This window comes from Kitasatospora sp. NPDC086009 (assembly GCF_044540385.1).
Lineage (GTDB): Bacteria > Actinomycetota > Actinomycetes > Streptomycetales > Streptomycetaceae > Kitasatospora.
In genome coordinates this window covers 202532-210350 of record NZ_JBITSA010000013.1, presented here as the reverse complement: position 1 = coordinate 210350, position 7819 = coordinate 202532, and the positions used below count along the sequence as shown (strand labels likewise).

Genomic DNA, 7819 nt, shown 5'->3' with positions numbered 1-7819 from the left:
GGCGCGGCCCCCCCCCCCCCGGGCGCCCGGGGGGGCGGGGGGCCCCCGGGGCCGCGGGGGGGGGGGGGGGGCGGCCCCCCGCCCCCCCACCGCCGCCCGCGTGTGCGGGGCTGCCGGTGCCCGGCCGGCCGGGCTCGGGGATCGGTCCCGGCTCCAGGGCTGCGGAGCCGTCCGGCGGTGCGACCGACCCCGGGAGGTCAGGAAGCCCCGGACGTCAGGCGTCCGGGAACGTAGGAAGCCCGGGACGTCAGGCGGCCGGGCGGACGACAGTCCGGTCGTGGACGAAGAGGGCGTGGCGCTCCTCGGCGCCCAGCCCGCCCCAGACGCCGAACGGCTCACGCGCGGCGAGGGCGTGGCGGCGGCACTCGATCCGCACCGGGCAGTCACCGCAGAGGGCCTTGGCCGCTTCCTCGGCCTCGCCGTGGCCCGCGTCGGCGGCGCCCACGCGCTGGAAGAGGCGCCTGCCGTCGGTGCTCCGGCACGCGGCGTGCTGCGGCCGGTTCCAACGGTGCTCCGGTGTGCCGGGCAGGTGGGAGATGTCGCTCACGCTACGGCTCCTTGTCGACGACGAACGGGCGCGGTGCGTGCCTCGTCTGACCCGGATCGGTCGTTTCATGCCTGCCGTCCCGGGCCGGGTTCGCCGCCGGTGCCCCGTCGCGCCAGGAACCGGACCGGCCGGAGCGGCCCGGGCGGCCACCGCCGCCCGCACCGGACGGAGCAGGCCGCCGCCCGGCTGCGGCGCGGCGAGGTCGCCGAGCCCCGTCCGGATCGTGTCGTCCGGGTCCGGGGCCCCGGGAGGGCGAGCAGAGCGGGAGGGTGGCGTGCCGCAGCCGCAGCAGGGCGGGCAGCGGGCCCCGTGCCCGGACGGCGGGTTCGACAGGGCGTGCGGAGCGCCGACCAGCCGGCCGACCGGCTCGCGCGGCCGGACGAGCCCGGGCGGTGTCAGGCGCCGTGCCGCGGCTCCAGCCGGAAGTCGAAGGCCGTGGTGCCCGGGTCGAGGGCGGTGACCCCGCCGTCCACGGTGAGGACCGCGCCGTTGACGTAGCTCGCCGCCGGGGACAGCAGCCAGCCGATCGCCGCGGCCACCTCCTCGGGCTCGCCCGGCCGGCCGGTCGGCGTCAGCCGGGTCGCCTCCCGGTACGCCGCGTCGGTGTCGGCCAGCCCCTCCTCGTCCGCGAAGCGGGCCATCCGGCGGTCGGCCATCTCCGTGCGCACCCAGCTGGGGCAGACGGTGTTGGCCCGCAGCCCGCGGTGGCCGTAGTCGACGGCGAGCGAGCGGCAGAGCTGCAGCAGCGCGGCCTTCGAGGTGGCGTAGGCCGCGTTTCCCACCCCGTTGCGCAGGGCGGAGACCGAGGAGACCGCCACCACGGATCCCCGCGACCGCAGCAGGTGGGGCAGGGCGGCCCGCAGTACGAGGAAGGGACCGGTGAGGTTGGTGCGCATCACCAGCTCCCAGTCGTCCAGGGTGACGTCGCCGACCGAACCGCCCCGGCCGACACCGGCGTTGAGCACCACCCCGTCCAGCCGGCCGAAGGCGGAGACGGTCTCCTCCACCAAGGCGTGCACCTCGTCCGGGTCGGTGGTGTCCGACACCCGGGCGAGCGCGCCGGTCTCCCGGGCCACCCGCTCCAGCGGTTCGGACCGCCGCCCGGAGACCACCACCCGGCAGCCCTCGGCCCGCAGCAGCCGGGCGGTGGCCGCCCCGATGCCGGTACCGCCGCCGGTCACGATGACAACGCGCTGATCGGACATGGGTGGGCGCCTCCGCCGGGATCGATGCTCCGTGAACCATCGGATCCTATGCTCACGCCGTGTCAGCTCCCGTCGTGCCGGAGGCCCTGACCCAGGACCGCGATCGAAGGCCGCGACCGGCGACCGGGGACCGCGACCGGGACCGCGACCGGAGGCGACCGCGCGGCCGCCGGGCGGGCACCCGGACCGATCAGGATCCGAGAAGCCGCGACCGCCCGCTCGTGCCTAGCCTGGTTCCGCGACCCCGCGGGCGACACGGCCGGATCGGCGAGGTCCGCCGGCCCGGCCGGGGACACGAGAGTGTCGGTGGGACCTGGTTGGATCGAGCCGGTGCCGCCGAGACAGCCCGCGAGGGCGGCCCGCACGACGGATGGAGAGACGACAGGCATGGCCAAGAGGACAGACGCGCAGCCGACTGCGCCGCACGCTGCCGACAGCCACGACGTGATCCGCGTGCACGGCGCGCGGGTGAACAACCTCAAGGACGTCAGCGTCGAGATCCCGAAGCGCCGGCTGACGGTGCTCACCGGTGTCTCCGGCTCGGGCAAGAGCTCCCTGGTGTTCGGCACGATCGCGGCGGAGTCGCAGCGGCTGATCAACGAGACCTACAGCGCCTTCGTCCAGGGCTTCATGCCGACGCTGGCGCGGCCCGAGGTCGACGTCCTCGAAGGGCTGACCACCGCGATCATCGTCGACCAGCAGCGGATGGGCAGCGACCCCCGCTCCACGGTCGGCACCGCCACCGACGCCAACGCGATGCTGCGCATCCTCTTCAGCCGGCTGGGCCAGCCGCACATCGGCCCGCCGAGCGCCTACGCCTTCAACGTGCCCTCCGTCCGGGCCAGCGGGGCCATCACCGTCGAGCGCGGCGACAAGAAGACGGTGAAGGCGACCTTCCAGCGCACCGGCGGCATGTGCCCGCGCTGCGAGGGCCGGGGCAGCGTCTCCGACATCGACCTCACCCAGCTCTACGACGACTCCAAGTCGCTCGCCGAGGGCGCGTTCACCATCCCCGGGTGGAAGTCGGACAGCTTCTGGACGGTGCGGGTCTACGCCGAGTCCGGTTTCCTCGACCCGAACAAGCCGATCCGGAAGTTCACCAAGAAGGAGATGCAGGACTTCCTCTACCGGGAGCCGACCAAGGTGAAGGTCGAGGGGGTGAACCTCACCTACGAGGGCCTGATCCCCAAGATCCAGAAGTCCTTCCTGTCCAAGGACAAGGAATCGCTGCAGCCGCACATCCGGGCGTTCGTGGAGCGGGCGGTCACCTTCACCACCTGCCCCGAGTGCGAGGGCACCCGGCTCAGCGAGGGCGCCCGGTCGTCGAAGATCGGGCGGATCAGCATCGCCGAGGCCTGCGCGATGCAGATCAGCGACCTGGCCGTCTGGGTCGGCGGCCTCACGGAGCCGTCGGTGGCGCCCCTGCTCACCGCGCTGAAGCAGACCCTCGACTCGTTCGTGGAGATCGGTCTGGGTTACCTCGCGCTGGACCGGGCGTCCGGCACGCTGTCCGGCGGCGAGGCCCAGCGGGTCAAGATGATCCGTCACCTCGGCTCCTCGCTCACCGACACCACCTACGTCTTCGACGAGCCCACCGCGGGGCTGCACCCGCACGACATCCAGCGGATGAACGACCTGCTGCTGCGGCTGCGGGACAAGGGCAACACGGTGCTCGTGGTGGAGCACAAGCCGGAGACGATCGTGATCGCCGACCACATCGTCGACCTCGGCCCGGGCGCCGGCACGGCGGGCGGCACCGTCTGCTTCGAGGGCACCGTCGAGGGGCTGCGGGCCAGCGGCACCGTCACCGGCCGCCACTTCGACGACCGGGCCGCCGTCAAGGAGGAGGTGCGCAAGCCCACCGGCGTGCTGGAGGTCCGGGGCGCGACGGCCAACAACCTGCGCGACGTCGACGTCGACATCCCGCTCGGGGTGCTGGCCGTGGTCACCGGAGTCGCCGGCTCCGGCAAGAGCTCGCTCGTGCACGGCTCGCTGGTCAAGGGCCCGCTGGGCGCCGAGCAGGGCGTGGTCTCGGTCGACCAGAGCCCGATCCGCGGCTCGCGGCGCAGCAACCCCGCGACGTACACCGGGCTGCTCGACCCGATCCGCAAGGTGTTCGCCAAGGCCAACGCGGTGAAGCCGGCCCTGTTCAGCGCCAACTCCGAGGGTGCCTGCCCGACCTGCAACGGCGCCGGGGTCGTCTTCACCGACCTCGCGATGATGGCCGGCGTCGCCAGCACCTGCGAGGAGTGCGAGGGCAAGCGGTTCCAGGCGGCGGTGCTGGAGTACCGGCTCGGCGGCCGCGACATCAGCGAGGTGCTCGCGATGTCGGTGACGGAGGCGGAGGAGTTCTTCGGCGCCGGTGAGGCGCGCACCCCGGCGGCGCACGCCGTCCTCGGCCGGCTGGCCGACGTCGGGCTCGGCTACCTCAGCCTCGGCCAGCCGCTCACCACCCTCTCCGGCGGCGAGCGGCAGCGGCTCAAGCTGGCCACCCACATGGCCGACAAGGGCGGCGTCTACGTCCTCGACGAGCCGACCGCCGGTCTCCACCTCGCCGACGTCGAACAGCTGCTCGGCCTGCTCGACCGGCTCGTCGACGCCGGCAAGTCGGTCATCGTCGTCGAGCACCACCAGGCGGTCATGGCCCACGCCGACTGGATCATCGACCTCGGCCCCGGCGCCGGCCACAACGGCGGCCGGATCGTCTTCGAGGGCACCCCGGCCGAGCTGGTGGCCGCCCGCTCGACGCTGACCGGCGAGCACCTCGCCACCTACGTCGGAGCCTGACCCCCCGCCCCCGCCCGCACGGACCCTGGCGTCCGCGCGTGCGGGCGGTGGGGTCCGCGCCCGGCCCCGGTCCGGGGCGCTGTGGGAGACTGGCCGGGTGAAGCGGCAAGAGCTCGACGACCTCGTCCGGCTGCGGCGGGCCCGGGACCGGATGGACCGCGACTACGCCGAGCCATTGGACGTCGCCGCCCTGGCCCGGGATGCCCTGATGTCCTCGGGCCACTTCTCCCGCAGCTTCCGCGCCGCCTTCGGCGAGACGCCCTACAGCTACCTGATGACCCGCCGCATCGAGCGGGCCAAGGCGCTGCTGCGCCGCGGCGACCTCACGGTGACCGAGGTGTGCTTCGCGGTCGGCTGTACGTCGCTCGGCTCGTTCAGCACCCGCTTCACCGAGCTGGTCGGCGAGAACCCGAGCAGCTACCGGGCCCGGGACCACGAGGACGGCGCCGCCGTCCCGGCCTGCATCGCCAAGATCCACACGCGGCCGGTCAGGAACGGAGAAGCGGGCGCCGCCCCCCGGTCGTAGCCTGGGCGGCATGGACATCAGGCTCTCGCAGTGCTTCATCGCCGTCGACGACCACGACAAGGCGATCGCCTTCTACCGCGACGTGCTCGGCCTGGAGGTGCGCAACGACGTCGGGTTCGAGGGGATGCGCTGGGTGACCGTCGGCGCGCCCTCGCAGCCGGACGTGAACATCGTGCTCGAACCGCCGCTCGCCGACCCGAACGCCTCGTCGGCGGACCGGCAGGCCATGGCGGAGCTGATGGCCAAGGGGCTGCTGCGCGGTGTCATCTTCGCGACGGACGACTGCGACGCCGCCTTCGAGCGGGTCAGCGCGGCCGGCGGGGAGGTGTTGCAGGAGCCGATGGACCAGCCCTACGGCGTCCGCGACTGCGGGTTCCGCGATCCGGCCGGCAACCTGGTGCGGTTCACCCAGGCCCTCGCGAGGTGACTCCCGGCGGACGCGCCCGGTGGGCGCCGGCCCCGTCCCGGACGGGAGGTCACCGGCCGCACCCGGCCGGTCCGTTCGGCTCGGAGCGCCGCGTGCGGGCGGGCGGTGGGCCGGATGTCCGATGAGGCGGGCACGGGCCCGCAGCGGGCGCCGATGGTGTGGGCGCTGGCGATCCGCGAGACGGCCGACGGGCCGCCGCTCGCCGAGGTGATCGTGGAGGTCGGCGCCGCGCTGCACGGCGAACTCGTCGAGAACCTGGTGGACAGCGGGTTCACGCTGGCGGCGGGGGACCCGCCGGACACCACCGGGGTGCTGGAGGTGCGCGGCCCGCTGCTGGCCAGGCTGGTCCTGGTCGGCGGGCGGCAGGTGTGGGAGCCCGCCTCCCCGGTCGAGGTCTCGCCCGGCTGGGAGTCGGCGGCCGAGGAGCGCGGCCGGGCCGTCGTGCTCGTGGTGCCGCCGGGAACGTGGCCGCCCGGTCTGATGTCCCTGGAGCCGCGGGAGCGCATCGAGGTCTTCACCCGGAGCCTGGAGGAGGCACGGGTGGCCGGGCGGGTGCTGCACGGCACGGCCGCCGTCGACCTGGACGAGGCCGAGGCCTGAGCCGGACCGGGGAGCGGGGCCCGGCTCCGGGCTTCCGGCTCTGAGCCGGGACCCGCTCAGGGACCGGAGCGGCTCAGGGCCGGAACCACCGGGTCAGCGCGTCCCACCAGGAGCGCCGCGGCCGGGGCACGGTGACGGCGGCGGCGAGCGCGTCCTCGGCGACGGCCGGACCGGCCGGCTCGACCCCGACGGCCTGCGACGCGGTGGCCTGTGCCCCGACGGCCTGCGGCGTGGCGGGCGGCGGCGTGGAGGGAACGCTGCGCGGCGGCGGCAGCGTGCCGGTCGGGGCCCGCCGCTCGCCCTCGGGCGTCCTCGGAGTGAACTCGACGGGCAGGGCGGACAGGTGGCGCGAGATCCAGGCCGACGTCCAGCTCAGCTCCTCCTCCTCGACCGCGAGGCGGAGGTCCGGCAGGCGGGTGAGCAGGATGTCGATCCCCGTCTCGGCGATGGCCCGGCCGATGTCCTGGCCGGGGCACTCGTGCGGACCGGCGCCGAAGGCCAGGTGGGAGCGGTTCCCGTGGAGGGGCGTGGCCAGGTCGGGGCGGATGGCCGGGTCGGAGTTGCCGGCCGCGAGGCCGAGCAGGAGCATGTCGCCGGCCTTGATCTGCTGCCCGCCGAGTTCGGTGTCGCCGGTCGCCCAGCGGCCCGCGACCAGCGACATCGGCGCCGCGTCCCAGAGCACCTGGTCCAGGGCGTCGGCCAGGGTCATGTGGCCGCCGGACAGGTGGGTGCGGAACCGCTGGTCGGTGAGGACCATCTTGAGGGTGTCCGCGATCAGGTTGACGGTCGTCTCGTTCGCGGCGAGCAGGACGACCCGCAGGTGTTCGAGGACCTCGTCGTCGGTGAGCCCGGCCTCGTGCTGCATCAGCCGGGACACCAGGTCGGGGCCGGGGGAGACCCGCTTGCGCTCCATCATCCGGCGCAGCGTCGCGACGACGTAGTCGTTGCTCGCGATGGCCGTCTCGGTGCCCTTCATCAGGTCGCGGGCGGCGGAGACCAGGTGCGGGCCGTACTCCTCCGGCATGCCGACCAGTTGGGTCATCACGAGCATCGGCAGGTGCTCGGCGAACTGGGTGACCAGCTCGGCCCGGCCGGTGGGGCCGAACTCCTGGACGAGCTGGTCGGTGAAGCGGGTGACGTGTCGCCGCACCCCGCGCCGGTCGAAGCTGTTCAGCCCGTCGGTGACGGCGCCGCGCAGGCGCTTGTGCTCCTCGCCGTCGGCGAACACGCAGAGCGGCTGCCAGGCGATCACCGGCATCAGCGGTGAGTCCGGGGAGACCAGCCCGTCCTGGAAGGCCGACCAGCGGCGGGAGTCCCGGGAGAACCGGGAGGGCGTGCGCATCGCGATGAGGTTCGCGGAGTGGCCGACGATCAGCCAGGCCGGGAGGTCGCCGTGCAGCAGGACCGGCGCCACCTCACCGTGTTCGGCGCGCAGCTTCTCGTACAGGCCCGCCGGGTCGGCCTCGGCCTCGGGCCCGTAGAGCCGCCGGAGGCCGCCGGCGCCCAGGCCGCCGGCGCCCAGGCCGCCGGTACCGGAACCGCCGGTGGCGAGGCCGTGCGCGGGGCAGCCGGGCGGCGGGGTGGGCAGGGCGTCCTCAGGGAACGGGGGGGTCACGGTGTCTCCGGGGTCGGGGCGGGGCGGCCACTCGGAGGCGGCCGTCGCGGGCGGGGGGAGTGTGAAGGGCGGCAGGGGGCACGGCCCGGGCACCGGCCGGGGAGCGCGGTGG

General features: G+C 74.7%; 7 protein-coding genes. 4 read left to right on the top strand and 3 right to left on the bottom strand.

Annotated elements, in window-relative coordinates:
• Positions 1–247 precede the first annotated feature (247 nt).
• Together ACIF6L_RS27455 and ACIF6L_RS27450 are read right to left on the bottom strand one after the other, a co-directional pair.
• Positions 248–547 (bottom strand): WhiB family transcriptional regulator, encoded by a 300-nt coding sequence (locus tag ACIF6L_RS27455; RefSeq protein ID WP_329485741.1) that lies wholly within the window; start codon positions 545–547, stop codon positions 248–250.
• A gap of 395 nt (positions 548–942) precedes the next feature.
• Positions 943–1752 (bottom strand): SDR family oxidoreductase, encoded by an 810-nt coding sequence (locus ACIF6L_RS27450; RefSeq protein ID WP_359807522.1) that lies wholly within the window; start codon positions 1750–1752, stop codon positions 943–945.
• A 387-nt stretch (positions 1753–2139) separates the two neighbouring features.
• On the opposite strand from ACIF6L_RS27450, the gene ACIF6L_RS27445 reads away from it, so the two are divergent.
• From ACIF6L_RS27445 to ACIF6L_RS27430, 4 genes are all read left to right on the top strand, one after another.
• The gene (locus ACIF6L_RS27445) at positions 2140–4539 is read left to right on the top strand and encodes an ATP-binding cassette domain-containing protein (RefSeq protein WP_396490133.1); all 2400 of its coding nucleotides are present in this window, start codon (positions 2140–2142) and stop codon (positions 4537–4539) included.
• Between the two features lie 151 nt (positions 4540–4690).
• A complete protein-coding gene (locus ACIF6L_RS27440; RefSeq protein WP_329491999.1) occupies positions 4691–5065 on the top strand; it encodes a helix-turn-helix transcriptional regulator in 375 nt (124 codons plus the stop codon).
• Positions 5066–5075: 10 nt separating this feature from the next.
• On the top strand, positions 5076–5492 hold the full coding sequence (locus tag ACIF6L_RS27435) for a VOC family protein (protein ID WP_329485738.1): 417 nt from the start codon (positions 5076–5078) through the stop codon (positions 5490–5492).
• Between the two features lie 114 nt (positions 5493–5606).
• Complete coding sequence (locus ACIF6L_RS27430; RefSeq protein ID WP_396490135.1) at positions 5607–6092, top strand: hypothetical protein; 486 nt, start codon at positions 5607–5609, stop codon at positions 6090–6092.
• A gap of 73 nt (positions 6093–6165) precedes the next feature.
• Here ACIF6L_RS27430 and ACIF6L_RS27425 read toward each other — a convergent pair whose 3' ends face one another.
• A complete protein-coding gene (locus ACIF6L_RS27425) occupies positions 6166–7707 on the bottom strand; it encodes a cytochrome P450 (RefSeq protein WP_396490137.1) in 1542 nt (513 codons plus the stop codon).
• Positions 7708–7819 lie beyond the last annotated feature (112 nt).